The sequence below is a fragment of the Microbacterium sp. T3-8 genome (assembly GCF_055398145.1).
In genome coordinates, this window is the sequence record NZ_AP027918.1 from 728,970 (window position 1) to 755,199 (window position 26,230).

Sequence of the window (26,230 nt, forward strand, 5' to 3'; positions counted from 1 at the left end):
AAAGCAGAACACGCATGCGCATCCTCATCGTGGGCGCCGGAGCAGTGGGTGGGTATTTCGGATCCCAGCTCATCGCCGCGGGCGCCGATGTCACCTTCCTCGTCCGCCCTGCCAAGGCGGAACAGCTCTTCGCCACAGGCCTTGTCATCATCGACCCGGAGGGCCGCCGAGAAACCACGCATGTGACGACAGTGACCGCCGACAGCCTCGGAGTCGGGTGGGACCTCATTCTCCTGGCGGTGAAGGCCACGGCGCTCGACGGTGCGCTCGCCGACATCTCCCCCGCCGTCACGCGCGACACCGCGATCCTCCCCTTCCTCAACGGAATCGACCACCTCGAAACTCTGAGTAACCGATTCGGGCGTCAACACGTGCTCGGTGGTGTGGCCGTCGTCGCGGCGGAACTCACGGAACACGAAGAGATCGCGCTTCTCGCACCCGGCGCGTCCATCGGGTTCGGAGAGCTCGACGGCCACATGACGGACCGAGTCTCACGCATCGCGAATTCGTTCGCCCCCGCGGCGCTCGAGTCATCCGTGTCTGACTCGATCATTCAGGACATGTGGGAGAAGTGGCATTTCATGGCTGCGGGAGGTGCCGCCACGACACTGCTCGGAGGCTCCGTCGGCCAGATCGTCAGCACTCCCGGTGGACTCCAGTCGATCGAACGCATCATCGACGAGGCATCCGCCATCCAACAGGCGGAGGGTCATTCCCCCCGCGCGGCCGCGCTCTCCCGAACACGGGCAATCCTCACCCAACCCGGATCAGGGTTCACCACGTCGATGTACCGCGACTTCGCCGCACGCCGTCGCACTGAGGGAGAAACCATCCTCGGCAGCCTTCTCTTCCGCGGAGCGGAACACGAAATCGCCACGCCACTGCTGGAAGCGGCAACGGTCAAGCTGCGCATCTTCGACGCGATCCACGTGTAGCGCAACCACCAACTCCGGAGATGCTCGGCGCTCCCCCTCAGCGTCCACCGCCGTTGAGAATGTCCATCCAGTCGGCGGGAAGCCGGTCGCTCGGACCGGGAACGGCCTGTGATTCGGGATGGCTCGTCGGTGCGGCGAGCGACGGGCCATCGAAAGCGGTCTCGTCACGGAAGTCCCAGAACCAGTCCTCCCCGGGTTCGAAACTCTGCATCACGGAGTGGCCGGTCTCCTGCCAGTGCTTCGTCGCGTGCGTGTTCGGGGAGTCGTCGCAGCATCCGATGTGTCCGCATGCGGCGCACCGTCGCAGGTGAACCCACCACGAGCCGGTCTCATCGCATTCCACGCACCCCGTACCGCTGGGAGGCACTGTCACGTCGATCATCTCGGGATCTGTCGTCATGCCGCCATCATCGCGGTTCCCTCGCCGCTTGGACAGGCCCTCCTGGGGCCACTGCTAGGTTCGGACCTGCACAGGGGAGGAACGCGCATGACCGCAACCGAGGGTGACGTCTCCGAGGAAGAGCGGACGGAGGCGGCGAGGCTGGCCCTCGCGCGCGCGAAGTACGGATGGGTGTGGCCGCTCGCGGGTCTCAACGTGATCGCGCTGATCTTCGCGATCATCGGAGGCGTCGGCGAGACGAACACTTCCTCGTTCCTCTTTCCTCAGATCTGGGGATTCAGGTTCCCGATCGGTGCGGGTATCGGGGTGATCTCGGCATCCGTCGTCGTGGCCGTCGCGATCACCGCATCGAGGCGAGGCGTCGATCGCGCGGATCGCAGGTACCGGTTCTCCGCGTGGTTGACTCTCGCGTCGACGGTGATGTTCGCGGTCTTCCTCGGAGGAATGGGTGCACTGTTCCTGCTGCTGACCGCGGCCGATTGAGCGTTCGCAGCGAGGCACCCGCTGAGCGGCCTCCGATCGAGAAGGATAGGAGAATGGTGGATCAGACGCGCACGGTCATGGAGCAGCTGACGGACATCACCGTCGACGAGCCGCTCTTCTTCATCGCAGCGCTCCCCTGGACGCGAGCTCGCGAGCAGGATGACTCCCCACCTCAGCGGAAGATCTTCTTGACGCACGCGACGCAGACCCTGGCGGACTACGCGACGCTCGAGCAGCTGGACAGCCATGTGAGCCTGGGGTACAACTCGCTGTTGATCGGTCAGCGCGTCGGACTCATGCAAGCGGGCGAGGTCACCGCAGCGTGGCCCGTCGACAATACGGGTTGGCCGTGGACTGGAGCGCGTGGTGGCGGAGCGTGGGCCTTCCGTCACGACCCCAGCCCCGGCTACCAGAGGACCCCCGCCTCGAGCAGAGGGTTCGTCGTCGCCCAGGGCAGTCTGACGGAGGTCATCGATGCCGCCGAATCGGCGTCGATCGCTCACCCCGACGAGGCGATCGTCGTCGCCGGTGAGTGTTTCTTCGAAGCCCACTGGCACTAACCTCGTACCCGTCGAGAAACCAATGCTAGACACGACACCATGACTACCTACCCGACGGCGCGAGATCAGCAGACGGTTCATGCCACACCTGCGTGATGTGCGGATCGTCGTGCTCGGCATCCCCGATGACTTCGACTTCATGGACCCGCAGTTGGTCGGCCTTCTTCAGCGCAAGGTCCCTCCCCATCTTCGAGGGCGCTGAGGGTTCGTGTCGGGGCACTGCTAGGTTCGGAGCTTCAGGGGGAGAGGAACGGGCATGACCGCACCCGAACATGATGTCTCTGCAGAGGCGCGCAGAGCGGCGGCTCGGCTGGCTGTGGCTGACCCTCGTATCGACGATCACGTTCGCCGTCTTCTTCGGGGGCCTGGGGCGCTGTTCCTGATGCTGTCGACCGCGGTCCGCTGAAGGGGGCCTGATGCGTGACGTCAAGGTCGGCGGGATCAACACAGCCGACGAGTTTGCACGGCCGGCGAAGCCGCTGGGCGCGCTCGCCTGGAGCGCACTGATCCTGTCGTTGCTGTCCTTGCCGTCACTTATGCCCTACGGATGGCTGGACCCCGTAGGCGCCCTGATGCTCATGCGCGTCGGTGTCATTGCCCTCATCCTGAGCGTCATCGCGACCGTCCGGAGATCGCGGCCGCGCGGGGTCGCTCTCGCCGCCCTCGTGATCAGTGGCCTGTTCGTGCTGGTCGTCGTTCTTGCCGCAGGGCCCCTCGGGTTCCTACGTCTCCTGGTTGCCTTCTGATCTAGCGTTGACGAATCCTGGCGACGGCATACCCCAGGGGTGGGGCGATCAGTAAAGAGGACGCGCGACTCCGTTGGCGTTGTCGACAAGGATGGGGATGCGGAAAAGATCGACGAAAAGCCACCCCACGAGCACGACCAGGATGCAGAGTCCGATGTTGCGTGACGTGGGGTGCCCGCTGGCGAGGAAGATCGCTTGCGTGATCGCCATCACCGGGAACATCCACGCGGTGCTGGACCTGCGGAGGTAAAAGCGGTGAGCCCCGAATCCGCCGAGAAATAGCCACAACAGGTTCGCGGCAGTTCGGGTCTTGATCGGTGTCGGCGCCGAATGCTGCGGAGCGATCGGTCCCCATGAGGTTCCGTCCCACCACTGCTGTTGTCCGCGTGCATTGACATGCCAGCCGGCGGTGGGAGGTGTGGTGTTCGGAGAAGTCACGAACTGAATCTATCGGCACTGAGAGCAGTGAGCGGGCGGCCCCACGTCGTTTAGGGCGTCGGAAGGATATCCGTCCCGATGTGGCTCTGGGGCAGACTGAACGTATGAGGCGCAAGGGGATCGAGAGCCCGAGGGTGGTGTGCCTTTGCGGTTCGCTGCGCTTTCCCGACCTGTTTGACTCCGAGCGGAGACGACTGACCGCACTCGGCATAATCGTGCTCGCTCCAGAAGCAGTGAGCGGCGAAATTACGATGACTATGCGCGCTGCTCTTGGTGAGCTGCACCTGAGGCGGATTGACCTCGCCGACGACGTTCGCATTGTGAGCGAGGGCGGCTACATCGGAGAAGCGACTCGTCGTGAAATCCACTACGCACGCGCGATGGGGAAGACCATCAGCACAGTGGAGGCGCACCTCGATCTCGACGCAATCTGAATGCCTCTCCCCGCGGCATAGAGTGGATCGGCCCCATCGGGCCCATCACCCCCCCTCTGGAGCATCCGTGACCTCCGTCGACGACCGCGCGCGCTATCGCGCGAATCCCTCCGTGCTCACCGCGCTGAAGAGCCCTCGTTTGCTGACGCGCGAGGTGCTTGCCGGTCTCGTCGTCGGTCTCGCACTGATCCCCGAGGCGATCTCGTTCTCGGTGATCGCCGGCGTCGACCCGGCCGTCGGCCTGTTCTCGTCGTTCATCATGGCGATCGCGATCTCGTTCCTCGGCGGACGCCCCGCCATGATCACCGCCGCGACCGGCGCCGTCGCCCTGGTGATCGCGCCCGTCGCCCCGACGTACGGCATGGACTACTTCATCGCCACCGTCATCCTCGCCGGCGTCTTCCAGGTGCTGATGGCCGTGCTCGGCGTCGCGAAGCTCATGCGCTTCATCCCCCGCAGCGTCATGACCGGGTTCGTGAACGCGCTCGCGATCTTCGTGTTCAGCGCCCAGGTGCCGCAGCTCATCGGGGTGCCGTGGTTGGTGTATCCGCTCGTCGCGCTCGGCATCCTCGTCATGATCTTCATGCCCAAGATCACCAAGCTGGTGCCGGCGCCCCTCGTGTCGGTGGTCATCGTGACCGCCGTCGTGCTGGTGTTCGCGATCAACGTGCCCACCGTGGGCGACCAGGGCGCCCTGCCGCGCAGCCTGCCCGAACTCTTCATCCCGAACGTGCCGTTCACGTGGGAGACGTTCACGATCATCGCGCCGTACGCGCTCGGCGTCGCACTCGTCGGGCTTATGGAGTCGCTGATGACCGCGAAGCTCGTCGACGAGATCACCGACACCCACTCCCGCAAGACCCGCGAGGCCTGGGCGCAGGGCGCGGCGAACATGCTGTCGGGCATCTTCGGCGGCATGGGCGGATGCGCCGTCATCGGCCAGACCATGATCAACGTGCGCTCCGGCGCCCGCACCCGCATCTCGACGTTCTTCGCCGGCGTCTTCCTCTTCCTGCTCGTGGTCGTGTTCGGCGACTTCGTCTCGACGATCCCGATGGCCGCACTCGTCGCCGTCATGATCATGATCTCGATCAGTGCGTTCGACTGGCACAGCATCCGTCCGTCGACCCTCAAGCGGATGCCGAAGAGCGAGACGTTCGTCATGATCGTCACCGTCGTCGCCGTTGTGCTCACCCACAACCTCGCGGTCGGGGTCGTGGCGGGAGTGATCACGGCATCCGTCCTGTTCGTGCGCCGGGTGGCGCACGTCGTCTCGGTCACCCGCACCGTCTCGGACGACGGCGAGGTCGCGACCTACGTGGTCGACGGAGCCCTGTTCTTCGCGTCGAGCAACGACCTCACGACGATGTTCGAGTACGCCGCCGACCCCGCACGGGTGGTCATCGACCTGTCTCGATCGCACGTGTGGGATGCCTCGACCGTCGCCGCGCTCGACGCGATCGAGACGAAGTACGCCCGGCACGGCACGTCCGTCGAACTCGTCGGGCTGAACGAGGCGAGCGGTGCGTTCCACGGGCGACTGACGGGGCAGCTCGGCGGCGAGGGGTAGCGCGCATTACGCTGCATCACGGCGACCGACCCTCGGGGCTCCGGGGTGATTTAGCGTGAGGGTATGACTGCAGAGCCCCGCGTGTACGTGATCCACGAGAACGCCGAATGGTTCCCGCCGTTCGCCGCGGCCTTCGAGGCCGAAGGCGTGCCCGCGCAGGAATGGCTGCTCACCGACGGGTCGATCGACCTCAACGCCGAACCGCCCGCGGGCGTGTTCTGGTCGCGGCTGAGCGCCTCGGCCCACACGCGCGACCACGGCGACTCGAAGGAGTTCGGCCGTGCCGTGCTGCGGTGGCTCGAAGCATCCGGTCGCACCGTCGTGAACGGCAGCCCCGTGCTCGAGCTCGAGGTCAGCAAGGCCGCCCAGCACGCCGCACTGCAGCGTGCCGGCATCGAGGTGCCGCGCACCATCGCCGTCTTCGGCACCGCCGCGCTCAAGGAGCGCGCCCGCGAGTTCACCGCCCCCTTCATCAGCAAGCACAACCAGGGCGGCAAGGGTCTCGGCGTGCGCCGCCACGACAGCCACGACGAATTCGACGCCTGGGTCGACGGCCCCGACTTCGAGGCCTCGCCCGACGGCATCACGCTGCTGCAGGAGAACCTCTTCGCCGCCGCCCCGTTCGTCACCCGGGTCGAGTTCGCCGGTGGGGAGTTCGTCTACGCCGTGCGCGTCGACACCAGCGCGGGCAGCTTCGAGCTGTGCCCGGCCGAGGCGTGCGCGCTGCCCGGCGCCGACGGCGTCGAGCCCGAGCCGCTGTTCCGCATCCGCGAGGAGATCACGGCGCAGCATCCGCTCGTGCAGCAGTACCTCGCATTCTTGAAGGACGCCGGCATCACGGTCGCGGGCATCGAGTTCATCGAGACCGTCGACGGCCGCTTCGTCACCTACGACGTGAACACGAACACGAACTACAACCCCGACGTCGAGGCCACCGCCGCCGTCTCGGGCCCGCGCACGATCGCGAGTTTCCTCGGCGGACTGCTCGCCCGCGATGCCGCACCGGTCGGGGTCTGACGCCTCGCGCGTTCATAACTCTTGAGAATCGGGCCCTCAAGCCTGCGAAAGCCCCCGGAACCAGCGTTCCGGGGGCTTTCTTCCGGAGTTGTGCACCGGGAACTCCGTACCTAACTCAGGACAAAACGCCTCGAAGTCGCCAGAATGCCCCCGATTCCGCGGATTCGGGGGCATTCTTCCTGAGTTAGTGCCGCTTGCCGCCGAAGCGCTACCGCCCGCTGCCGGCGATGACGCCCTCCTTGACGTACCGCTGAGCGGCGAGAACCAGCACGAGCGCCGGGAGGCTGGCGATGAGGGATGCCCCCATCGTCGCCGCCCACGTGTTCATGTTCGAGTTCGCGAGCGCGTAGATGAACACGGTCACGGGATACATGTCGGTCTTCGTGACGAGGGTGAGGCCGAACAGCAGATCACCCCAGGCGAAGAGGAACGTGAACACCCCGGCCGTGATGATCGCGTTGCGCGACAGCGGCACGACCACACGCCACAGCGACCCGACCGGTCCGAGTCCGTCGAGGGTGGAGGCCTCGATGACCTCGGTGTCGAGGCGCAGCATGAACGAGCGCAGCAGGATGATCGCGAACGGGATGCCGGCCGTCGCATTCGCGAGGATCAACCCGATGTAGCTGTTCAGCGCGCCCCACGTGTTGAACATCGCGTAGAACGAGTTCGCGAGCACGATGCTCGGGATCATCTGCGCGAGCAACAGGATGACGAGTCCCAGGCTCACCGCCCGCGACCGCAGCCGGCTGAGCGAGTAGGCAGCGGGCACCGCGACGACGAGGGTGAGCAGCACCGATCCGATCGCGGTGATCAGGCTGACGCGCAGGCCGTCGAGGCCGCCGTCCTCGAACGCCGTCACGTACCCGTCGAGGGCCGGGGCGGTCGGGAACCACGCGGTGTCGGTGGAGTTGGCATCGGGCTGGAGGGATGCCGAGATCATCCAGTAGATGGGGAACAGGTAGACGATGAGGATCGAGACCGTGAGCACGGTCCAGAACCAGCCGCGGCTGCGGCGGGGAGTGCGGGTGCTCATCGCTCGGCACGCTCCTGTCGGGCGGACAGCCACGTGTAGACGGCGGCGAAGCCGAGGCTGATGACGAGCAGCAGCATGCCGTAGGCGCCCGCGTGCCCGAACTCGAACAGGCTGAACGCCGAACGGTACGAGAGCACGCCGAGGGTCATGGTGCTGTTGGCGGGGCCGCCCTGGGTGAGCGCGAGCACGAGGTCGACGATCAGCAGGTTGAAGACGACGCTCATGACGACGAGCACCGAGATCACGGGCCAGATGCTGGGGATGATGATGTGCCACAGGCGCTTGAACGCCCCGGCCCCGTCGAGGGATGCCGCTTCGAGGTGCTCGACCGGCACCTGCTTGAGGGCCGCGGCGAGGATCGTCGACCAGTACGGCAGGCTCGCCCACACGGTCACGATGATCACGGCGGCGAGGGCGGTGGCGGGATCGGCGAGCCAGGCGTTGCCGGGCAGGCCGAGGAATCCGAGGATGTCGTTGATCGCCCCGTCTCCCGCGAGCAGCGACTTCCAGATCGTCGCGACGACGACGGCCGGCAGCAGCCAGGGGATGAGGATGAGAGCGGGCAACCAGCGGCTGCCCGGGAAGCGCCGCGTGAACAGCAGCGCGAGCGCGAGGCCGATCACGAGTTCGGAGATCACGGCGACGACCGTGATGGTGAGGGTGTTCACGATCGCGATACCGGTGGCATCCGCGCGGAAGATGTCGATGAAGTTCTGGAACCCGACGAACGGCGCCTCGCCGGTGATGAAGGTGCCGGTCGTGAAGTCGGTCGTGCTCATGAACACGCCGTACCCGAGGGGGAACAGGAAGAACGCGGCGAAGAACAGGATCGCGGGCACGAGGAAGGCCCACAGCTCGAGGTTCCGTCGCCGCACCAGGGTCAGGCCGAAGCGGCCGAAGACACGAGTCCCCGGCCGCTTCGGCGCTGTGGCAGCGGCTGTCATCAACCCTGGTCGGCCTTGCTCAGCGCTTCCTCGGCGCTCACGCCGTTGACGGTCGCGTTCTGCAGCGCGTCGACGTACTTCGCCTGCAGGGCGCTCCACTCGGTTCCGAGCGTCGCCGGGTTGAAGGCGTTCGCGACGGGGGTGACGAAGGCCTCGGCGGCCGGGACCTCGGCGACGAAGGCTTCATGGGCCGACGTCAGCGCCGGGACGTACCCGCCCTGCACCGCGGTGTCGACCTGGTTCTCCTCCGAGGCGCGGCACTCGATCAGAGCGGCCGCCGCCTTCTCGCGCTTCTCGTCGCCCTGCACCGGCACGGTGTAGGCGTAGCCGAGGAGTCCGACGCTGCTCTCGTCGGCGCTGGTCGCGGCCGGCACCGAGAACGTGCCGTACTCGAAGTCGAGGCTCGTGTCGACGAGGTTCCAGGGGCCCGAGACCGTGATCGCGGCCTTGCCGGACTTCCACTGGTCGATGCCGTCCCAGCCCCAGTTCACGAACTCCTTCGAGAGGCTGCCGTCGTCGACGAGGGTCTTGTAGAGGTCGACCGCCGCGACCGCGCCGTCGCTGGTGAGGTCGGCCGGGTCGCCGCCCGCGCTCAGCAGGAACGGCAGGAAGTACGACGACGTCGAGCCGTCGCCCGCGATGCCGGGCAGCGCGATGCCGTAGTGGTCGGCGGTGGTGGTCGCCTTGGCGGCGGCGATGAGTTCGTCGAAGGTGGTGGGCAGCTCGGTGATGCCCGCCTCCTCGAAGTACGCCTTGTTGTAGAACACCGAGTAGTCCTCGACCTGCGTGGGCAGACCGTAGAGCGTGTCCTCGTATTCGCCGAGGGCGGCGACCGGCTCGGCGAGACCCTCGGTCGTGAGGCCGAGGGTGTCGAGGTCGGAGAGCACGCCTTGCGCTGCGAGCGTCGGCAGCTGGGTGTCGGTGTTGACGAGCGCGATGTCGGGCAGCGACTTCGAGCTCGCCGCCTGCAGCAGGCTGGTCGTGTAGTCGCCCGAGAGGGTTTGGGCGTCGATCGTGATGCCGAGGTCGGCGGCGCACTTCTCGAAGTACTCCTTCTGCAGCGTCTGGTACGGGTCGAAGTCGATGCTGCTCCACGACGTCAGCTCGACGCCCTCGAAGTCATCGGCGTCACCGGAGGAGCTCGACGGGGCGGACGAACCGGTGCAACCGGCGAGGAGGGCGACGGAGGCGACTCCGGCGGCGGCCGACAGCGCGACCCGGGTGGCGCGCGTGCGAGAGGTGCTCATGAGGGTGCGGGATCCTTAGCTCGACCGGGCTGTGACCGATCGTCGGGAGAAGGTCGGGCGGATGCCCGTGGCATGAGTCTCTCGGACGTGGGGGCATGCGGTCACGGGTTCGGAAACACGGCGAAATGATGTGACGCAGATCGTCATTCCCGCGAAATCTGCGCGTTACGCAGGGGCGGTTTCGGGACGCTTCGACAGGCTCAGCGACCCCGTTCTTGAGACTGGGTCCCTGAGCTTGTCGAAGGGCCCCACCCCGCGAAACCCCCCTCAGCGCCGCCGAGCCCCCGCGGGGTGGTCGGCGCCGAGCCGGTCCGCGCCGTCGGTGCGCAGGCGCGAGCGCAGCGTTCCTTCCGAGGGGCGTCCGCCGAACAGCCCCCGCTCGCGCAGTCGGGGCGCGAGCAGCGTCGAGAAGTCGTCGAGCGACCCCGGCGACAGGTACTGGTGCAGCAGGAACCCGTCGACCCCCGACGCCTCGACGAACTCCTCGACGTTCGCGGCGACCTCGTCGGGAGTGCCGATGAACCGGTCGTCGGCGAAGGCGGTCACCGAGGCGAAGCGGCGTCGCACGTCGCCCGCGGTGAGGGGCGGAGCATCCGACCGCGTCTCCTTCGTCTGCGTGTGGTTCGTCGACTGCTTCACGATGGGCTCGTCGTCGGCGTAGGCGGCGAAGTCGATCCCGCTCCAGCCGGCGTACGCGGCGAGCTGGGCGTCGGCGTTGTAGTGCGACTGATAGGCGTCGAGCTTCTGCTGCACCTCGATGCGGGTGGGCGCGAGCACCGGGTTCATCCCGACGACGGCGCGGATCTGCTCGGGGTCGCGGCCCAGCTCGGCGGCGCGGGCGCGGATGCCGGCGAGCCCCTCCCGAATGGCCTGCGGGTCGGAGTCGCCGACGAAGATCAGCTCGGCGTGCCGGGCGGCGAACTCGCGCCCGCGCGGCGACCAACCGGCCTGGATCAGGTAGGGCGTGCGCTGCGGCGACGGCGGGCTGACGTGCGGACCGGCGACGCGGAAGTGCGCGCCCTCGTGATCGACGCGGTGCACCTTCGACGGGTCGGCGAAGCGCCGCAGCTCGCGACTGCCGACGTAGGCGTCGTCGTCCCAGCTGCGCTCCCACAGGTCGTAGACGACCTCGAGGAACTCGTCTGCCCGGTCGTAGCGACTGTCGTGCGCGAGCACGTCGAGGCCGAAGTTCGCGGCTGCTCCCGGCAGGTACGAGGTGACGATGTTCCAGGCGATGCGCCCGGCGGTGAGGTGGTCGAGCGTGCTGAAGCGGCGGGCGTGGGCGAACGGATGCTCGTACGTCGTCGACACCGTCGCCCCGAACGCGATGCGCTCGGTGACCGCTGCGAGAGCGGGGATGTGCAGGAGCGGGTCGTGCGCGGGCAGCTCGACGCCCCACTCGAGCGCGGTGGCGGGGCCGCCGCCGAGCGTGTCGTACATGCCCAGCACGTCACCGAAGAAGAACAGGTCGAACTCGGCCTCTTCGGCGCGACGGGCGAGGTCGATCCAGTAGCGCAGGTCGAGTGCGCCGAGGCGCCGGTCATCGGGGTGGGTCCACAGGCTCACGGCCCCGGACCCGTTGCCGACGCACGCCTGCTCGTACAGGCCGAAGAAGAGGGGCTTCGTGTCGGTCATGCGCGGGCTCCCTCGAACGCGCTCCCTGAGCCCGTCGAAGGGCCCCGCCCCGCGGAACCCGCCTCCCACAGCATCCGTCCGTCGACCACCGTGCCGAGCGCCTCAGGCGCGCTCTCGACGATCTCGGCGAGCGCATCGCGCGGGTCGGCGGATGCCGTCGCGAACACCGCGAGGTCGGCCCGGGCGCCGTCGATCAGGGTGCCCGCCGGTGCGGGCCCGTCGGCGAGCCCGAGGGCGCGGGCACCGCCGGCCGTCGCCGCGTGCAGCAGCCGGGCGTGCAGGTCGTCGGCCGAGTACCCCTGGGCGCGGGCGAGCCGGTGCAATTCGGCGACGTCGTCGAGCACCCGCAGCGAGGGCGACGACGACAGCGAGTCGGTGCCCACCCCGATCGGATTGCCCTCGGTCAGGTACGCGGCGATGGGCGGGGCATCCAGTCCGATGACGGCGTTCGAGCGCGGACACAGCGCGACCGACACCCCGCGTTCGCGCAACAGGGCGCGGTCGGCGGCGTCGACGTAGATGCCGTGCGCGAGGTGCGAGTGCGGCGTGAGCACGCCGACCGTGTCGAGGTAGTGCACGACGCCGTTGCCCGATCCGTTACCCGAGAGCAGCTGCATGTCGGAGTGCCCGAGGCCGCGCCAGCGCTCGGCGAGGGGTCCGGTGCCGAACCGGGCGAACTCGTCTTCGGATGCCGACTCGGCGGCGTGGATGTGCAGACGCACGCCGTGCGCCTCGGCGAGCCGCTGCAGTTCGCGGAACACATCGGTGTCGAGCGAGTAGATCGCATGCGGTGAGAGGCCGGTCGCGGGAGGGGAGGGGAGCGCGTCGAGCTGGGCGAGCACGCGCTCGGGGCCGTCGTGCTGCCAGGCCGCGCGCTTCCAGCCGAACACCTCCCAGAACACGACGCCGTGCAGCCCGGCGTCGTGCACCGCGCGCCCCGCCTCGGGGTCGGTGACGATCTCGGCGACGGCGGTCGTGCCCGACTCGATCGACAGGCGCACGCCCTCGGCGGCCGACGCCGCCCAGTCGTGCTCGACGCGGTAGCCCTTCTCGAACGCGAGCGCCCAGGTCTCGAAGCTCGGGTACTGCCCCCGGCCCACCGCTGCCATGTCGGTGTACTGCAGGTGCGTGTGGGCGTTGACGAGTCCGGGCGTGAGGGCGCCGTCCCATTCGCGGCGCTCGCCGATCGCGTCGCCGAGCTCGGCGGTGAGTGCGTCGTGCGCGCCGACCGCGACGATGCGTCCGTCGCGCACGGCGACCGCGCCATCGGCGATCGGGGGCGCGGCGACGGGCAGCACGGTGCGCGCGCGGTGGAGGGTGATGTCGCTCATGGTCGTCTCTCGGGTGTGCGGGTCGGGTCGGGTTCAGGGGGTGACGTCGCGGGGGCGCCAGGATGTCAGGTAGTCGCTCTGCGCGGACGAGACGGCATCCAGTCCGCCGCCGAAGGCGCCGAGCGCCAGCGCCGCCACGCGATCGTCGGCGCTGCGGGGCAGAATGTGCACCGCGGGCGTGAGGGTGCCGCGGCCCGCGATCAGGTAGTCGACGGCCGAGAGCTGCACTCCGAACGACAGGTCCATGACCTGGATCGGATTGCCCTCGGCGGCGCTCACGTTGATGCAGTGGCCGTCGTCGAGCACGCGGATGCTGCGCCCGTTCGCGAGCCGCAGCACCGACACCGCGCCGCGCCGCGACGTCTCGACGGCGCCGGCGTCGAGGGCCGCGAGCAGCGAGATCTCCTGGAACGCCCCGCCGCCGACCGCGACCGCGGCGCCCTCGGGCAGCCGGTCGAGGTGCTCGACCGCGACGGTGTGCGCGATGCCGGTCGTCGAGATGAGCACATCGGCGTGCGCCGCGGCATCCGCCAACGGCTCGACGGCGTACCCGGCGAACGCCGCCTGCAGAGCGGCCACCGGATCGACCTCGGAGACGGTGACGCGCGCGCCGAGGGCGGCGGCGTGGCGGGCGACGCCGCTGCCGACGCGTCCGAAGCCGACGACGACTACGTCGCTGCCCGCCCACGACTGGTCGAGCAGATCGGCGACCGCCAGCACCACCGACTGGCCGGTGCCGTGCGCGTTGTCGAACAGCGACTTGGTGCGGGCGTCGTTCGCGGCGACGATCGGGATGCGCAGGGCTCCCTCGCGCTCCATCGTGCGCAGCGGGCGCACGCCGCTCGTCGTCTGCTCGGTCGCGCCGGCCATCGACCCCAGGATGCCGGGGCGCTCGGTGTGCGCGAGACGGATGGTCGCGGCACCGTCGTCGACGATCACCTCGGGGTGGTGGTCGAGTAGGGCGAGGACGTTGTCGCGGTCCTCGGCATCGGTCGCCCCGCGGTGTGCGTAGGTCGGGATGCCGGCGTGCACGAGCGCCGCGGCCACCGCGTCGTCGGTGTCGCGCCCGACGCACGAGACGGCGACGTCGGCACCGGCCTCGGCGAGCAGCAGTGCGACGGTCGCGGTCTTCGGTTCGAGCACGTCGGAGACGGCGATGCGGATGCCGCGCACCCGCCCGCTCTCGCGCAGCTCGGCCGCGAGAGCCGTCGTCGCGGGCATGAACTGCCGTGCCCAGGCGATGCGTTCGGTGCCCTCGCGCCAGAGGGCCGGGTCGGCGATGCGGCCGGTCATGCGAGCACCAGACGGGCGAGGTGGGCGTCGGCCAGTGCTGGGTCGCTGAGCTCGTCGAAGCGTCCCCCATTCTCGGCCCGGGCCGTGAGGATCGACAGGGCGACGAGCGCGTCGGCGAGGAGGCTCGACTGCCCCAGCGTCTCGAACACCCCCGGGGCCTCGACGACCCAGGTGCCTTCTCCGACACGGGTGACGAACGGGCGAACCGTGTCGCCTGCCGACGGCACCAGGCCGTTCGCATCCACGGACGCGTCGATCAGCACCCCGGTCACGGATGCCGGGTCGACGGGGGAGTGTCCCTCGCCGGTCGTCAGCACGAGGTCGGCCACGGGCCACGGCTCGTCGACCGTGCGGGCACCGGCGAGGTGCGCGCGGAGGCGCGCGACCGGATCGGCGATCCCGCGGATCACCCGGCTGCCCCCGATCGTGAGCGTCGCGGCGAGACGATCGGCGACGGGGCCGTCGCCGATCACGAGAGTGGATGCCGCGGGCAGCACGAGGTTCGTGCGGCGGGCCAGCGCGCGCACGATCTGCTCGGCGCGCGCGTGCGCGAAGATCGCCGCGAAAGCAGGGAGTTCGCGCGGGTCCGGCGCCGAGTCGGCGGCGGTGATCGTCACGCCGAACGCCGCGCGCGCGGCATCCGCCACCTGCTCCGGCAACGCCGCGAACCGCCACGACACGGCGGCGGGCGCATCGCCCGGCTCAGCGAAAGGCGCCGGGAGAGCGGATGCCGCGGCCGCCGCCCACCGGAATCCCGGGGGCGTCACGGCATCCGTCGACGGGGTGCGGGAGGGGGCATCGGTCACGGTCGCGACGCTATCCGTTCGCCGTCACGCGCCGCCGGTCTGTGACCTCTCATGACGCGCGGGCGAGCGCCGCGGGCGCGCGTTGTCTAGCGTCGGGGCAATGAGCGAAGGCATCCGTCCCGAATCCGTCCCGCACGAAGTGCTCGAACCGGTGTACGACTGGACGGGCTTCGGCTTCGACACCCGCCAGATCCACGCGGGGGAGTTCGACGAACCCGCCCACGGGTCGCGCATCGCGCCGATCTACCTGAGCGCGGCGTTCCGCTTCGACTCGTTCGACGAGAGCACGCGCCGCTTCGGAGGTGAGGACGGGCAGATCTACTCGCGCAACCTCAACCCCACGAACGAGGTCGCCGAGCGTCGCATCGCCGCACTCGAGGGCGGCGTCGGGGCCATCGTGGTGTCGTCCGGGCAGGCGGCGATCAGCGCCGCGATCCTGTCGATCGTCGGCAACGGCGACCGGTTCGTCTCGACCGCGAGCATCTACAGCGGCACGCGCATCCTCTTCGGTCGCTCGTTCGCCCGCTTCGGCGTCGGCGTCGACTACGTGCAGGACCCGACCGACGAGGCCGAGTGGGAAGCTGCGATCGGCCCCGACACCAAGGCGATCTTCACCGAGACGATCCCGAACCCCAAGAACGACGTGGTCGACATCGCGGCGGTCGCCCGCATCGCCGAGCGCCACGGCATCCCGCTCATCGTCGACAACACGATCGGCACGCCCTACCTCGTGCGCCCGCTCGAACTGGGCGCGCACATCGTCGTGCACTCGGGCACCAAGTTCCTCACCGGCCACGGTGCCGCGATCTCGGGCATCGTCGTCGACGGCGGCACCTTCGACTGGGCCGGCAGCCCGCGCGACTACCCCGGCATCACCGACTCGCCGGCGCCCGGCGTGCCGAGCGCCCTCGAGACGTACGGCCCCCGCGCCTACGAGTACTTCGTGCGCGGCGGCATCGTGAACGACCTCGGTCCGGCGCTCTCGCCGTTCCACGCGTTCCTGCTGCAGCAGGGCATCGAGACCCTGTCGCTGCGCATGGAGCGGCACGTGTCGAACTCCCGCGCGATCGCCGAGTTCCTCGCCCAGCACCCTGCGGTCGAGTACGTCGACTACGCCGGTCTCCCGGGGCATCCGCAGCACGAGATCGCCCAGCGCACGCTCGACGGCCGCAGCGGATCGGTGTTCGCCGTCACCGTGCGCGGCGGGCGGGCAGGCGCCGAGATCTTCATCGACAGCCTGCGGGTGTTCAGCCGCATGACCAACATCGGCGACGTGCGCTCGATGGTGCTGCACCCGGCGACCACCACCCACCTCTCGTTCACGCCCGAACTGCGGGCCCAGCTCGGCATCGACGAGGGGCTCGTGCGGCTGTCGGTCGGCATCGAGACGGTCGCCGATCTGATCGCCGACCTCGATTCGGCGCTCGCCGCGGTGAGCGCGCACCTTCCCGGCGATCCGGATGCCGCAGAGGTCGCACCGTGACCGCCCGCAGCCAGTGGACCGGGGTCGCGACCCGCGAGGAGAACGCGCACTGGCGCTCCGTCGCGCAGGCCGTGGCCGCGGAGCTCGCGGTCGACGTGCTCGCCCGCGAACGCGCCGGCGCCGTGCCGCGCGCCGAGTCTGCGCTGCTGCAGCGCTCGGGACTCACGACCCTGCTCGACCCCGCATCGCTGGGCGGCGGGGGAGGCCACTGGTCATCGGCATTCCTCGCGGTGCGCGAGATCGCCCGGGTGGATGCCGGCATCGCGCAGTTGTTGGGCTACCACTACGCCAACTCGGCCACGATCGCCCTGGTCGCGAGTGCCGACGAACGCGACGACTGGTACCGCCGGTCGATCGAGGGCACGTGGCTCTGGGGAGACTCGGTGAACCCGGTGGACCCGACGCTGTCACTCACCCCCGACGGAGACGGGTTCCGGCTGGCGGGGGTCAAGCGCTTCTCGACGGGATCGTCGGTGGGCGATGTGATCCTCGTGAACGCGGTGGTCGATTCGGGTCCGGACGAGGGGCGATTCGCTTTCCTCGTGCTGCCGGCGGGGCATCCGGGTGTCGAGGTGCAGGACGACTGGGACTTCCTCGGTCAGCGCCTGTCGGCCAGCAACTCGGTGCGGTTCACGGATGCTCCGGTCGGCCGCGAGCACCTGCTCGGCTTCGGCACCGACGAGTGGTTCCAGGCGCTGCTCACGCCCGCTGTGCAGCTGCTCTTCGGCAACCTGTACCTCGGCATCGCGCAGGGCGCGCTCGACCAGGCGCGCGAACTCACCAACGCGCGGCCGAACGCGTGGTTCCTCAGCGGCGCCGAGCGGTACCGCGACGACCCCTTCGTGCAGCGCCTCTACGGCGAGCTCGTCGCGCAGGTCGCCGCGGTCGAGGCGCTCGCCGATCGCGTGAACGAGGAGTACGACGCGGTCGTCGCGCGCGGGGACGAGGTCGACGAGCAGGCCCGCGGCGACATCGCGATCCGCGTCGCGCAGCTCAAGGTCGTCTCGAGCGAGACGGCGACCGACGTCGCCCACCGGGTGTTCGAGGCCACCGGGTCGAGTTCCACCGCCTCGAAGATCGGCCTCGACGCGCACTGGCGCAACATCCGCACGCACTCGCTGCACGATCCCATCGACTACAAGAAGCTCGAGGTCGGCGCCGACTTCCTCCTCGGCATCCGTCAGCCCCTGTCCCTCTACACCTGACCTTTCTCCGGTCCCTGAGCGAGGCCCTTCGTCTCGCTGCGCTCGCTCAGGAACCGCGGAGCGACGAGACGAAGGGCCGCCACGCGACGCGTCGTCGGGATCAGCGGCGGATGCTCGGACGAGACAGGTCGGCGTAGTCGACGACCAGATCTGCGGCACCGCGCGGGTCGCACTGCTCGAGATAGATCCGTTGGCCGCCGACATAGCGTGCGTTCTCGGGGGCGGCGGGGTCTGCCGGGAGGCCATCGCGCGTCGCCATGCGGCGAGCGGACTCGCGGAACGGAACGTCGAGGAAGATCGTGAAGTCCCACGCATCGCGCAGCTCGGTGCGATGCAGGAAGATCCCGTCGACGATCACGAGCGACCCCGCCACCACCGCCTCGCGCGGTCCATCGAGCAGGTCGTCGGTGTCGACGTCGTGAGTAGCGCGGAGGAAGGTTCCCTCGTCGGTGCGGAAGGGCCGAACGACCTCTCGGTGGAACGCGGCGTAGTCGTAGGAGTCGCGCCAGAATCCTTCGGCCGAGTGCCGTCCGTGGCGGTAGCGCTCCGCCCGGACCCGATGGAAGCCGTCGATCGAGATGCGCTCCACACGGGTGCGATCACGCAGCGCGTCAGCGAGCTGATCTGCGAGCACGGTCTTGCCGGCGCCGTCGACGCCGTCGATCCCGACGAGGATGCTCGGTCCGGTCGGTGAGGGCAGCGGCACGGCATCCGCCAACTCACGCAAGAACGTCGAACGGTGATCTTTCATCGCCAGGCTCCCCGGGTCGCGCGGACCGCACCAACCTGCCACGACTTCTCTGACAGACTCCTGAGCGCCCTTTCTCGGTTCCTGGGCGCCCTTCGTCTCGTCGCTTCGCTCGCTCAGGGACCGGTGTAGCTACCGGGTCTCGAGGTCGTGCAGGCGGGTCCAGAAGTGGTGGAGGCCGTGCTCCGACAGGGTGGCCGAGGCGCCGAGCGTCTCGAACAGCGCCCGAACGGCATCGCCGGCGAGGGGCACGAGACCCGCGGCCACGAGCTCGACATCGGCGACGGATGCCGTGCCCTCGTCGGCACGACGCAGCACCGACTCCGCGGCGGCGGAAGCCACGGCCGAGCGGGCGGCGGAATCGGCGAGAACCCGCAGGAACTGGGGGTCGTCGGCCGCGCGCTCGGTGTTGCCGTGCTGCTGACGGCGGGTGCGCGCTGCGGTCTGCGCGGCGCCCGTCTCGGTGACCTCGGCGATCAGGTCGGCGAGGTCGCGCACCAGCCCGGTGGCGCGGTCGGACGGCAGAGCGGAGGCGGGCATGGTGCTCCTCGGAGAAGAAAGCGGCGGGATGCTCCGACTGTATCGAACGGCATCCGTCGCGAACGTCATGCGCGTTAACAGGGACGCCCCCGCTCCCCGGTGCTGGATACGCTGAAGCCATGACCTCCCGTCCGTTCGGCTCCCTGGATTGGGCGCGGAGAACCCCCGGAATCCCGGCGCTCCTCGACGAGATCCGCCAGGCGAGCATCGCCGATGCCCCCGAGCTCCCGCAGAGCTTCTTCACCCGTCTCGCCGCCGCCGGCTTCGGCCGCATCCGCGTGCCCGTGGCCGAGGGTGGTCTGGGCGGCGATGTGCTCGACCTGCTCGACGCCCTGCTCGCGATCGCGGCGGCCGATTCCAACCTCGCCCAGGCCTGGCGCACCCACGTGCTCGCGACCGAGCGTCACGTGAAGTCGCCCGCCGGCCCGCTGCGCGACCGCTGGATCTCCCGCGTCGCCGCGGGTTCGATCATCGGCGGCGGCTGGACCGAGGCCGACGGCTCCGGCCCGAGCGTCTTCACCACCCGCCTCTCGACCGAGACCGGCGTCCCGCGTCTCACCGGACGCAAGTTCTACTCCACGGGCAGCCGTTACGCCGACTGGCTCGAGTACAGCGCGGTCGACGATGCGGGCGACCTCGTGATCGCGGCGCTGCCGGTGGATGCCGAGGGCGTCACGCTCCTCGACGACTGGACCGGCTTCGGCCAGCGCGCCACCGCCAGCGGAACGACCGTGCTCGACGGAGCTCCGGTCGATCCCGACGACGTCGCCCCGTGGCAGACGCAGCACCTCGGCACCCCGGGCTGGCAGCAGATGATCCTGCTCGCGGTGCTCGTGGGCATCGGCGAGGGTGCTCGCGCCGCGGCATCCGATCTCATCGACCAGATCGACCGCGCGCACGGCGGATCGCCGATCCTCGTGCTCGAGGGCTACGGCCGCATCAGCGCGCTCGTCGCCTCGGCCCGCGCCTCGCTCGGCGAGATCGGTCGGCTGAGCGAGATCGCGCACCGGGCGATCATCGCCGGAGATGCGGATGCCGAGACCCTCGCCGACGACGCGGTCAACGCCGTCTTCCAGGCGCAGGCCACGATCGTGCCACAGGTCATCGAGGCGGCCGACAAGCTCATGACCCTGCCCGCCCTCCTGGACGACGTCGCCGAAGCGCAGAACCTGCGCAGCTCCCTGCGTCTCGACCGGTTCTGGCGCAACGCCCAGACCCTGTCGACGCACAACCCCGTGCTGCACCGCCTGCGTGCGATCGCCGACCGCGAGATCTACGCGATCGATCGCATCGCCGATCCCGCCGAGCGCGAGGCCGCCGTCGCGCAGTCGATCGCCGACGGCATCCGTCCTCTGACCGTCGTGCGGCTCGATGCCGCGCTCGCCGCCCGCCTCGCCGCCGACCCGCGCTCGCTCGATGCGGTGGCCGCGGCGTTCGGCGGTCGCGAGCCCGTGCTCTTCCAGTTCGACGAGCGCCCGGGCGCGCACTTCGACGCAGCCGTCGCGATCGCGACCCTGCTGCACCGCCTGCCCACGGCGTGGTTCGCCGTCGGCACCGGCGATCTGTCTCTCACCGGTCACCCGTACAACCTCGCCCGGCGCATCGCCTCGCTCGAGCAGCTGTCGGGCGGACGCACCGCCTGGGTGCTCGACGACGGCGACACCGAGACCGAGGAGCAGCGCGACCGCATCCGCGTCGTGCAGCAGCTGCTGCGCACCTGGCCGCGGGAGAGCATCGCCGCGGATGCCGGTGCCCACCACTTCGCGCAGACCGAGAGCATCCGTCGCATCAACGCCGACGGCGCCTTCCCGACGGCGGGCCCGCTCAACGTGCCGAGCAGCCCGCAGCACCTGCCGGTGTTCGTGTCGTCGCGCAGGTTCGACGACGTGCACCGCTACGTCGACCTGCTCGTGCGCGACGACGCCTGGGTGCTGCCCTACGCGGATGCCGCCGGCCACCCGCTCGCGACCGGCCATGCGGTGGATGACATCGACGGACTGCTCGCGATCGCCGGTGCGCTGCCGCAGATCGCGGATGCCGGGTCGGATGCCGCGTCGGATGCCGCTCCCCAGACCCTGCGCGCCCGGCTGCGGTTGCCCGCGCCCGCCCTGTACGAACTCCCCGGAGCATCCGCCCGCTTCGAGCGCGGCAGCGAGACGGAGGCATCATGAGCGACGAGAACCGCCTTCTCACGGTCAACATCAACGTGCTCGGCGTCGGGCAGCGACCCGCCGCCTGGCGCGCCCCCGACATCCGCCCTGACGCGATCGTCGACCTCGCGCACTGGCAGAACGTGGCCCGTATCGCCGAGCGCGGTCTCGTCGACGCGATCTTCCTCGCCGACCGCCCGGCGATCACCGACCCGCGCAGCCGTCCGGTGCAGTACCTCGATCCGGGCGTTCTCGTGCCGGCGATGGCCGCGGCCACCGAGCACCTGGGCTTCGTGGCGACGGCATCCACCACCCTCAACGAGCCGGTCGAACTCGCGCGCCGCCTGTGGGCGCTGCACACCGCGACGCAGGGGCGCTTCGCGTGGAACGCCGTCACCAGCTGGGACGTCGAGGCCGTGCGCAACTTCGGCATCACCGAGGTGCCCGAGCGTGCCGTGCGGTACGCCCGCGCCGAGGAGTTCGTGACCGTCATCAAGCGCCTGTGGGAGACCGCGGGCACTTCCGACATCGTGGATCACGACGGCTCGTTCTCGGTGCATGCCGGGCTCGAGATGGACGCCCTCGTGCCCGAGCGGCCTGCCATCGTGCAGGCCGGCGGGTCTGAGCCGGGCTGGCGTCTCGCCGGGCTCGTCGCCGACGGGGTGTACTCGGTCGACCACGACCCGGCATCCGCGGCGGAGCACCGTCAGAAGATCCGCTCCTACGCCGTCGAGGCCGGTCGCTCGGCCGACGACGTGCGGGTCTTCCCGGGGCTCGCGGTCGTGATCGGCAGCACCGAGCAGGAGGCCTGGGACCGCTTCGACCACTGGGAGCACCTCGCCCCCGCGACCTACAGCCTCAACGAGCTGTCGAAGGCGCTCGGCGCCGACTTCTCGGGGCTCGACCTCGACGCGCAGGTGCCCGAGAAGGTGCTGGCGGATGCCGAGGCGCAGGATGCCGGATGGTCGGCGGCGTACCGCCGGGTGCTCATCGAGCGGATCCGGTCGGAGCAGCCGACGATCCGCCGCCTGCTGCGCGACTTCGGCGGGTACGGGCAGCGGTTCCTCGCCGGGACGCCCGAGCAGATCGCCGACACGATGGAGGAGTGGTTCCGGGCGGGGTCGGCCGACGGCTTCAACATCATGCTCGACCTGTTCCCGTCCGGGTTGGAGGACTTCGTCGACCAGGTCGTGCCCGAGCTGCAGCGCCGCGGGATCTTCCGTCGCGAGTACGGCCAGGGCGGGGTGCTGGAGCGCTTCCGCCGGCCCTAGGCGGGCGGTTCGTGCCGCGCGGCGGGAGGAGATCTCGTGCTGAGCAGGAGGCATCCACTGTGCTGATCCTGCGGAAGGTGTGATCTCCTCCGGTCGGTGACGGAACGGGGCCGCTGAGCCCGTCGAAGGCTCACGCGGTCAGTCCCGCCGAAGCTCCGGATCATCGGGGGCGACGTTCTTGACCCACTGCTGGATCTCGGGTCGCTCGAACCCGTACGGCACGAATCCCTCTTCGGTGGCTCGCGGTTCGTCGGTGAAGAGCGACACGTCGCCACGCGGCGCCGGCACGATCTCCACCCGGATCCCGCGGTACCTGCCGAAACGCGTCATGCTCCGAGCGTATCGGCGAGCAGAGAGGAGTGGCGCTCCGCACCCGAACGGTGCCGGCGGAGATCTCGCCGTCGGGCGGAGATCTTCCCCCGATCCCTCCGCCCATCACGGAGAACTCCGCCCCACGCGGTGCGAGAGGGGCTCGCGCACGCGCGAGGGGAGGAGATCTCGCCTTGTGCAGGAGGCATCCGCTGTTCTGATCCTGCGGAGCGTGTGATCTCCTCCGAAGCGGGGCGGGTGCTGTGGGGTGGGGCCCTTCGACAAGCTCAGGAACCCAGCGCCCTCAGGGACCCAGTCGTGTGAAGAAGCTGGGTCGCTGAGCCTGTCGAAGCGTCCCGCCCCGAAACCTCAGACCTGGTCGAGCCGACCCGACCCGGCGAAGGCCGGAGCGCCGACCGCGATCGCCGCAGACGCACCGAGGCCGAAGGCCGTACGCGCCCCGACGATGTCCTCATCGCCCTCGTCACCGATCACCGGCACCGTTCCCCACACCGGCAGCGCGGCCGCGTCGAGCACCACATCGACCCCCGGCCCCACCTCGGCAGAAGCCGACAGCAGCACCGTCACGGGTTTGTCCGACACATCCACCGGCACCGTCAGCGGCCCGCCGATCGACGGGAACGCGAGATCCGAGATCCGCACGATCCGTGAATCGTCGACGTACACCCCGGCCTCGGAATCGCCGACCATCGCATCGAGCGGCCACGACTCGAACAGCCGCGAGATCAGCGCCAGCACGGATGCCGACGTCCCGGCGAGTCCGATCCGCCGCCCGTGCAGGTTCGACAGGGTCGAGATGTTCCGACCCAGGTTGATCGGATGCTGCCGCTCACCGATGATCGGCACCACGACGACCCGCCGCGTGATCGCGAGCAGCGCCCCCGCGGCGGCGGTGCGGTCGGGCCCGGGGCCGGTGAGGTCGCCGAGCAGCAGCACGTCGGCCGCGGCATCCAGTTCGGCGCCGAGTGCGGCGCGCGCCGCACGTCCGGAGCCCGAGCGCACGGCGAAGGCGGCGAGGGTGGCGTCGTCGACGCGCAGCAGACGGGTCATCAGCGGGCCTCTCTCATCCAGCGGGTGAACGGCCGATCGCCGTGCGAGGCGAGCAGCCCGCGCTTGCGCAGCACGGGCGTCACGTGCTCGGCGAACTCGCGCAGGCCCCACGGGTTGGTGTCGAACAGCAGGTTGAAGCCGTCGGCGGCCCCGGCATCCACCCAGTCGGTCATGATGTCGACGAGCCGTTCGGGCGAGCCGACGAAGAGCTGGTGCCCGAACCCTGCGAAGTACCGCAGCAGCTCGCGCACGGTGAGGTTGCCGGCCGCGCCGTAGGCGGCGATCGCCTTGCGGAACCCGATGGGTGCGGCCGAGGGGTCGCCCGACAGGCGCTGGATCTCGCCCTCGGCCGGGGCGTCGAGGTCGAGCCGCGAGCCGTCGATGCCGAACATCGCGGTGAATCGCTTGAGCACGTAGCCGTTGGGGCTGCGCTCGTGGATCGTCTGGAAGCGGCGCTCGGCCTCCTCCTCGGTCGAACCGACGACGAGGTGGATGCCGGGCAGTACGAGCGGCGCGGGCCGCCCGAGCTCCGCCGACCGGCGGCGCAGGTCGAGGCGGTTCTCGGCCGCCGTCTCCTTCACGGTCTCGGCCGCGAACACGGCCTCGGCGCTCGCGGCGGCGAGCTGACGCCCGCGCGGCGAGCCGCCGGCCTGCACCACGAGCGGTGCGACGTCGGGCAGCAGAGCCCGGATCGCGGGGTCGACGCCCAGATCGGCACGACGGATGCTGTTGCCGAAGTACTCGCCCTCGTGCACGTAGTCGGTGTCGCCCTGCACGGCGGCGAGGAACGCGGTGTAGGCATCGACGAACTCCTCGGCGCGGGCGTAGCGCTCCTCGCGTCCGGGGTCGGAGGTGTAGCCGAAGTCGGTGACGGCGGGACCGGTGACCCCCGTGACGACGTTCCACCCGAACCGTGAGCCGCTGAACGCGCTGACGCTGAGCAGACGGCGGGCGAGTTCGACCGGGTCGTTCGTGCTCGACGAGACGGTCGAGATGATTCCGAGGTGCTCGGTCTCGGCGGCGACCGTGGCCAGCGCGGCGAGGGGCTCGAGGAGCCGGCTCGGACGGATCGCCGGGTTCGATGCGAGTCCCGGGGTGTCGGCGAGGAAGATCGCGTGGATGCCGGCGTCCTCGGCCGTGCGGGCCGCGTCGCGCCAGAAGTCGGCACCGAACACGCGCAACGGGTCTTCGCCCGGCGCGCGCCAGGCGCCGGCATCCGTGCCGTAGTCGTAGACGTTCGCGCCGATCACGAGGGGGCGGGTCATCGGGCGGGCTCCTTCTCAGCGGGCGTGGACGCGGTCGCGGATGCTGTCGTGGATGCGGTGGCGGATGCCGGAGCGGATGCCCCGAGCCGACCCGTGCCGACGTACCAGATCTCGGGGAGGTCGCTGCCGACCAGCGCGCGCTCGCCGAGCGCCCGGGCCTTGAGGTGCACGGGGTTGTGGTTGCTGAGCGTGCGGGCATTGCGCCAGTGCCGATCGAGGGCGAGGCGGCCGTCGACGAGCGATCCGCCGCCCAGATCGAAGACGCTCTGCGCGGCCTGCTGCACGAGTGCCGGCACCGTGATCTGCGCGCGCGTGACGGCGAGGTGCCCGTCACCGGTCTGCTCGGCGAGGGGGCGATCCAGGTCGGCTCCGAGCAGCGCGGCCGCCGTGCGCACCGACGCCACCACGGCCTGCGCGAGACCGTCGAGAGTGCCGATGCGCTCCTGCAGCTGCGGGTCGTCGGCGGGCACGGCGGTCGAGGCGTGGCTGAAGTTGCGGGTGCGCGAGCGCAGCCAGGCGATCGCGTCGTCGCGGGTGCGCAGCGCGATCCCGGCCAGCGTCGCGAGATGCGTGAGCTGCAGCACGGCGTCGAGGTTGCCGAGCCGGTCGGTGCGCGAGCCCTCGCCCACGCGCACGCGCTCCGGGTCGACGACCACGTCGGTGAACTCGACCGTGCCCGAGGTGGTGAGCCGCTGGCCCACGCCGTCCCAGTCGTCGTGCAGCACGACGCCCTCGGCATCCGCAGCCACGATCGCGACCAGGTGGCGGCCGTCCTCGTCGGAAGCGAGCACCGAGATCCGGTCGGCGTAGCCCGTGCCGGTCGCATAGGCCTTGCGGCCGTTCAGACGCAGGATGCCGTCGGCATCCGTGCGCAGCGTCGTGCCCACCGTGCCGATCTCTCCGGCGCCCTCGGTGGTCGCGCCGGCGAAGAGCAGGCCGGCCGCGATCTCGGCGGTCGCGGCATCCGTCTCACCGCGGGCGATGGCGCGGGCGGCGCGGTCGCTGGTGGTGAAGTGCGTGCGCAGGCTCTGCGTGACGTTCGCGTCGGCACGTGCCAGGAGGATCTGCAGGTCGACGAGCTGCGGGTACGTGAGCCCCGCGCCCCCGGCGGCGACTGGCAGGCGCGCTGCCGTCAGCCCGAGGCGGGCGAGCTCGCGCACGTCGGCGCGGAGTCCCCGCTCCGGGTCGCGGTCGTGGTCGCGCGCTGGCGACTCGGCGGCGATGCGGCCGATGACCTCATCGATCTCGGCGACGTTCGCCAGGGCGACCCCGACGTCTGCGACCGAGGTGAACGCGAGCAGATCCTCCGGCAT

Annotated in this window: 27 protein-coding genes; 12 read left to right on the plus strand and 15 right to left on the minus strand. The window is 70.0% G+C overall.

Going from position 1 to position 26,230, the window contains the following annotated elements; translation table 11 throughout:
• Positions 1-14: 14 nt before the first annotated feature.
• Positions 15-935 carry a ketopantoate reductase family protein gene (locus tag ACZ5Y9_RS03515; RefSeq protein ID WP_464472300.1) on the plus strand — a complete coding sequence of 307 codons (921 nt, stop codon included), beginning with the start codon at positions 15-17 and terminating at the stop codon, positions 933-935.
• 37 nt (positions 936-972) lie between these two features.
• On the opposite strand, the gene ACZ5Y9_RS03520 is transcribed toward ACZ5Y9_RS03515, so the two are convergent.
• Complete coding sequence (locus ACZ5Y9_RS03520; protein WP_440748331.1) at positions 973-1,335, minus strand: UBP-type zinc finger domain-containing protein; 363 nt, start codon at positions 1,333-1,335, stop codon at positions 973-975.
• Between the two features lie 87 nt (positions 1,336-1,422).
• Here ACZ5Y9_RS03520 and ACZ5Y9_RS03525 point away from each other — a divergent pair, with 87 nt between their 5' ends.
• From ACZ5Y9_RS03525 to ACZ5Y9_RS03540, 4 genes are all read left to right on the plus strand, one after another.
• A complete protein-coding gene (locus tag ACZ5Y9_RS03525; protein ID WP_464472301.1) occupies positions 1,423-1,818 on the plus strand; it encodes a hypothetical protein in 396 nt (131 codons plus the stop codon).
• A 53-nt stretch (positions 1,819-1,871) separates the two neighbouring features.
• A complete protein-coding gene (locus ACZ5Y9_RS03530) occupies positions 1,872-2,378 on the plus strand; it encodes a hypothetical protein (RefSeq protein WP_464472302.1) in 507 nt (168 codons plus the stop codon).
• Between the two features lie 79 nt (positions 2,379-2,457).
• Positions 2,458-2,580 carry a hypothetical protein gene (locus ACZ5Y9_RS03535; RefSeq protein ID WP_464472303.1) on the plus strand — a complete coding sequence of 41 codons (123 nt, stop codon included), beginning with the start codon at positions 2,458-2,460 and terminating at the stop codon, positions 2,578-2,580.
• A 214-nt stretch (positions 2,581-2,794) separates the two neighbouring features.
• Positions 2,795-3,124, plus strand: a complete 330-nt coding sequence (locus tag ACZ5Y9_RS03540; RefSeq protein ID WP_247623684.1) for a hypothetical protein — start codon at positions 2,795-2,797, stop codon at positions 3,122-3,124.
• Between the two features lie 48 nt (positions 3,125-3,172).
• Here the strand turns inward: ACZ5Y9_RS03540 and ACZ5Y9_RS03545 are convergent, their stop codons facing one another.
• The gene (locus ACZ5Y9_RS03545) at positions 3,173-3,562 is read right to left on the minus strand and encodes a TM2 domain-containing protein (protein ID WP_464472304.1); all 390 of its coding nucleotides are present in this window, start codon (positions 3,560-3,562) and stop codon (positions 3,173-3,175) included.
• A gap of 104 nt (positions 3,563-3,666) precedes the next feature.
• Here ACZ5Y9_RS03545 and ACZ5Y9_RS03550 point away from each other — a divergent pair, with 104 nt between their 5' ends.
• The 3 genes from ACZ5Y9_RS03550 (at position 3,667) to ACZ5Y9_RS03560 (ending at position 6,583) form a co-directional block, all read left to right on the plus strand.
• Positions 3,667-3,996: a hypothetical protein gene (locus tag ACZ5Y9_RS03550; protein WP_464472305.1), complete on the plus strand. Its 330-nt coding sequence runs from the start codon at positions 3,667-3,669 to the stop codon at positions 3,994-3,996.
• 67 nt (positions 3,997-4,063) lie between these two features.
• The gene (locus tag ACZ5Y9_RS03555; protein WP_247633112.1) at positions 4,064-5,566 is read left to right on the plus strand and encodes a SulP family inorganic anion transporter; all 1,503 of its coding nucleotides are present in this window, start codon (positions 4,064-4,066) and stop codon (positions 5,564-5,566) included.
• Positions 5,567-5,629: 63 nt separating this feature from the next.
• Positions 5,630-6,583, plus strand: coding sequence for an ATP-grasp domain-containing protein (locus ACZ5Y9_RS03560; protein WP_464472306.1), 954 nt, complete (start codon positions 5,630-5,632; stop codon positions 6,581-6,583).
• 208 nt (positions 6,584-6,791) lie between these two features.
• Here the strand turns inward: ACZ5Y9_RS03560 and ACZ5Y9_RS03565 are convergent, their stop codons facing one another.
• From ACZ5Y9_RS03565 to ACZ5Y9_RS03595, 7 genes are all read right to left on the minus strand, one after another.
• Positions 6,792-7,619, minus strand: coding sequence for a carbohydrate ABC transporter permease (locus ACZ5Y9_RS03565; protein WP_247623679.1), 828 nt, complete (start codon positions 7,617-7,619; stop codon positions 6,792-6,794).
• Positions 7,616-8,563 (minus strand): carbohydrate ABC transporter permease, encoded by a 948-nt coding sequence (locus ACZ5Y9_RS03570; protein ID WP_247623678.1) that lies wholly within the window; start codon positions 8,561-8,563, stop codon positions 7,616-7,618. The genes ACZ5Y9_RS03565 and ACZ5Y9_RS03570 overlap by 4 nt, the downstream gene beginning before the upstream one ends.
• Positions 8,563-9,810 carry an extracellular solute-binding protein gene (locus ACZ5Y9_RS03575; RefSeq protein WP_464472307.1) on the minus strand — a complete coding sequence of 416 codons (1,248 nt, stop codon included), beginning with the start codon at positions 9,808-9,810 and terminating at the stop codon, positions 8,563-8,565. Before ACZ5Y9_RS03575 ends, ACZ5Y9_RS03570 begins: the two co-directional genes overlap by 1 nt.
• A 267-nt stretch (positions 9,811-10,077) precedes the next feature.
• Entirely contained in the window at positions 10,078-11,445 is a 1,368-nt protein-coding gene (locus tag ACZ5Y9_RS03580) for an NtaA/DmoA family FMN-dependent monooxygenase (RefSeq protein ID WP_464472308.1), read from the minus strand.
• Positions 11,442-12,776: an amidohydrolase family protein gene (locus ACZ5Y9_RS03585; protein ID WP_464472309.1), complete on the minus strand. Its 1,335-nt coding sequence runs from the start codon at positions 12,774-12,776 to the stop codon at positions 11,442-11,444. Before ACZ5Y9_RS03585 ends, ACZ5Y9_RS03580 begins: the two co-directional genes overlap by 4 nt.
• Positions 12,777-12,809: 33 nt before the next feature.
• Positions 12,810-14,069, minus strand: a complete 1,260-nt coding sequence (locus tag ACZ5Y9_RS03590; protein ID WP_464472310.1) for an adenosylhomocysteinase — start codon at positions 14,067-14,069, stop codon at positions 12,810-12,812.
• Positions 14,066-14,875: a Rossmann-fold NAD(P)-binding domain-containing protein gene (locus ACZ5Y9_RS03595; RefSeq protein ID WP_464472311.1), complete on the minus strand. Its 810-nt coding sequence runs from the start codon at positions 14,873-14,875 to the stop codon at positions 14,066-14,068. The genes ACZ5Y9_RS03590 and ACZ5Y9_RS03595 overlap by 4 nt, the downstream gene beginning before the upstream one ends.
• 100 nt (positions 14,876-14,975) lie before the next feature.
• On the opposite strand from ACZ5Y9_RS03595, the gene ACZ5Y9_RS03600 reads away from it, so the two are divergent.
• Together ACZ5Y9_RS03600 and ACZ5Y9_RS03605 are read left to right on the plus strand one after the other, a co-directional pair.
• A complete protein-coding gene (locus tag ACZ5Y9_RS03600) occupies positions 14,976-16,358 on the plus strand; it encodes an O-acetylhomoserine aminocarboxypropyltransferase/cysteine synthase family protein (RefSeq protein ID WP_464472312.1) in 1,383 nt (460 codons plus the stop codon).
• Positions 16,355-17,563: an acyl-CoA dehydrogenase family protein gene (locus ACZ5Y9_RS03605; protein WP_464472313.1), complete on the plus strand. Its 1,209-nt coding sequence runs from the start codon at positions 16,355-16,357 to the stop codon at positions 17,561-17,563. The genes ACZ5Y9_RS03600 and ACZ5Y9_RS03605 overlap by 4 nt, the downstream gene beginning before the upstream one ends.
• A gap of 100 nt (positions 17,564-17,663) precedes the next feature.
• Here the strand turns inward: ACZ5Y9_RS03605 and ACZ5Y9_RS03610 are convergent, their stop codons facing one another.
• Together ACZ5Y9_RS03610 and ACZ5Y9_RS03615 are read right to left on the minus strand one after the other, a co-directional pair.
• Positions 17,664-18,314 (minus strand): nucleoside/nucleotide kinase family protein, encoded by a 651-nt coding sequence (locus ACZ5Y9_RS03610; RefSeq protein ID WP_464472314.1) that lies wholly within the window; start codon positions 18,312-18,314, stop codon positions 17,664-17,666.
• A 129-nt stretch (positions 18,315-18,443) separates the two neighbouring features.
• Complete coding sequence (locus ACZ5Y9_RS03615) at positions 18,444-18,851, minus strand: hypothetical protein (RefSeq protein WP_464472315.1); 408 nt, start codon at positions 18,849-18,851, stop codon at positions 18,444-18,446.
• Between the two features lie 119 nt (positions 18,852-18,970).
• Here ACZ5Y9_RS03615 and ACZ5Y9_RS03620 point away from each other — a divergent pair, with 119 nt between their 5' ends.
• Together ACZ5Y9_RS03620 and ACZ5Y9_RS03625 are read left to right on the plus strand one after the other, a co-directional pair.
• Complete coding sequence (locus tag ACZ5Y9_RS03620; RefSeq protein ID WP_464472316.1) at positions 18,971-21,022, plus strand: acyl-CoA dehydrogenase family protein; 2,052 nt, start codon at positions 18,971-18,973, stop codon at positions 21,020-21,022.
• Positions 21,019-22,272 (plus strand): LLM class flavin-dependent oxidoreductase, encoded by a 1,254-nt coding sequence (locus tag ACZ5Y9_RS03625; protein WP_464472317.1) that lies wholly within the window; start codon positions 21,019-21,021, stop codon positions 22,270-22,272. The genes ACZ5Y9_RS03620 and ACZ5Y9_RS03625 overlap by 4 nt, the downstream gene beginning before the upstream one ends.
• A 138-nt stretch (positions 22,273-22,410) precedes the next feature.
• Here ACZ5Y9_RS03625 and ACZ5Y9_RS03630 read toward each other — a convergent pair whose 3' ends face one another.
• From ACZ5Y9_RS03630 to ACZ5Y9_RS03645, 4 genes are all read right to left on the minus strand, one after another.
• Positions 22,411-22,602, minus strand: a complete 192-nt coding sequence (locus ACZ5Y9_RS03630) for a hypothetical protein (RefSeq protein ID WP_247623666.1) — start codon at positions 22,600-22,602, stop codon at positions 22,411-22,413.
• 348 nt (positions 22,603-22,950) lie between these two features.
• Positions 22,951-23,652 carry a hypothetical protein gene (locus ACZ5Y9_RS03635; RefSeq protein ID WP_464472318.1) on the minus strand — a complete coding sequence of 234 codons (702 nt, stop codon included), beginning with the start codon at positions 23,650-23,652 and terminating at the stop codon, positions 22,951-22,953.
• Positions 23,652-24,917 (minus strand): LLM class flavin-dependent oxidoreductase, encoded by a 1,266-nt coding sequence (locus ACZ5Y9_RS03640; protein ID WP_464472319.1) that lies wholly within the window; start codon positions 24,915-24,917, stop codon positions 23,652-23,654. Before ACZ5Y9_RS03640 ends, ACZ5Y9_RS03635 begins: the two co-directional genes overlap by 1 nt.
• A complete protein-coding gene (locus ACZ5Y9_RS03645; RefSeq protein WP_464472320.1) occupies positions 24,914-26,230 on the minus strand; it encodes an acyl-CoA dehydrogenase family protein in 1,317 nt (438 codons plus the stop codon). The genes ACZ5Y9_RS03640 and ACZ5Y9_RS03645 overlap by 4 nt, the downstream gene beginning before the upstream one ends.